This window comes from Rhodococcus sp. NPDC057529, assembly GCF_042802055.1.
GTDB lineage: Bacteria > Actinomycetota > Actinomycetes > Mycobacteriales > Mycobacteriaceae > Rhodococcus_F.
Genome location: NZ_JBHVEY010000021.1, coordinates 157,280 through 157,995, shown reverse-complemented (window position 1 = coordinate 157,995; position 716 = coordinate 157,280). Strand labels below are relative to the sequence as shown.

1 rRNA gene is annotated in these 716 nt (G+C 57.7%); it reads right to left on the bottom strand.

Annotated features, from left to right (window positions below):
* A 16S ribosomal RNA gene (locus tag ACFU5V_RS32995) occupies window positions 1–70 on the bottom strand; the annotation flags it as partial.
* Window positions 71–716: the final 646 nt, after the last annotated feature.

Here is a 716-nt window from a genome sequence, read left to right as displayed (position 1 = left end):
ACCGCTCGACTTGCATGTGTTAAGCACGCCGCCAGCGTTCGTCCTGAGCCAGGATCAAACTCTCCGTTGAAGACTCTAGATTTCACAGGCGAACCCGTTAATCAGTCATAGACATCGAGTCAAATCACTAGCAAAAAACTCAAACTAGCTATCAAACACTGACCCCCACCGACGGAAGAAGGAGAAGGGCCAGCAAATACCCACACCACACATACCCCGAAACCCGAAGGCCCCGAAAGCAATCCGTGATGCGGAGTACCAAAAACATTTGGCACTGACATTCATCGACACACTGTTGAGTTCTCAAAGAACACGCACACACCATCACCGCTGACTCACTCGCCAGCCGCTCCGGGGCAACCGTTCCAACTTATCCCCTGCCGCATCCCGGCGCAAACCGGTGGCGATCAGGACATCTCGAAAGCATCGAAACTTGCTCGGTGTTCTCGGGAAGTTCAGGCGCCTGCGTCCAACCTCGTGTCCCCGGCCTCTCGGTCGGGGTCGGTGTCCGTGTCGCTCTGACCTGGAATAAGTTACGCGAATGAAAACGGAGCGTCAAATCCCCTGGTCATAGGCATCCGGTACGTGAAATCCGCTGGTGGGGCGGGCCGTGCGCGGGGGAACAGAAAGAAACGGGCCCAAATCCCCCCCCTTTGCCCCCCCCCCACCCCCTCCCCCCCCCCCCTTCCCCCGCTAAAGTTCTCTTTTCCCCCCCC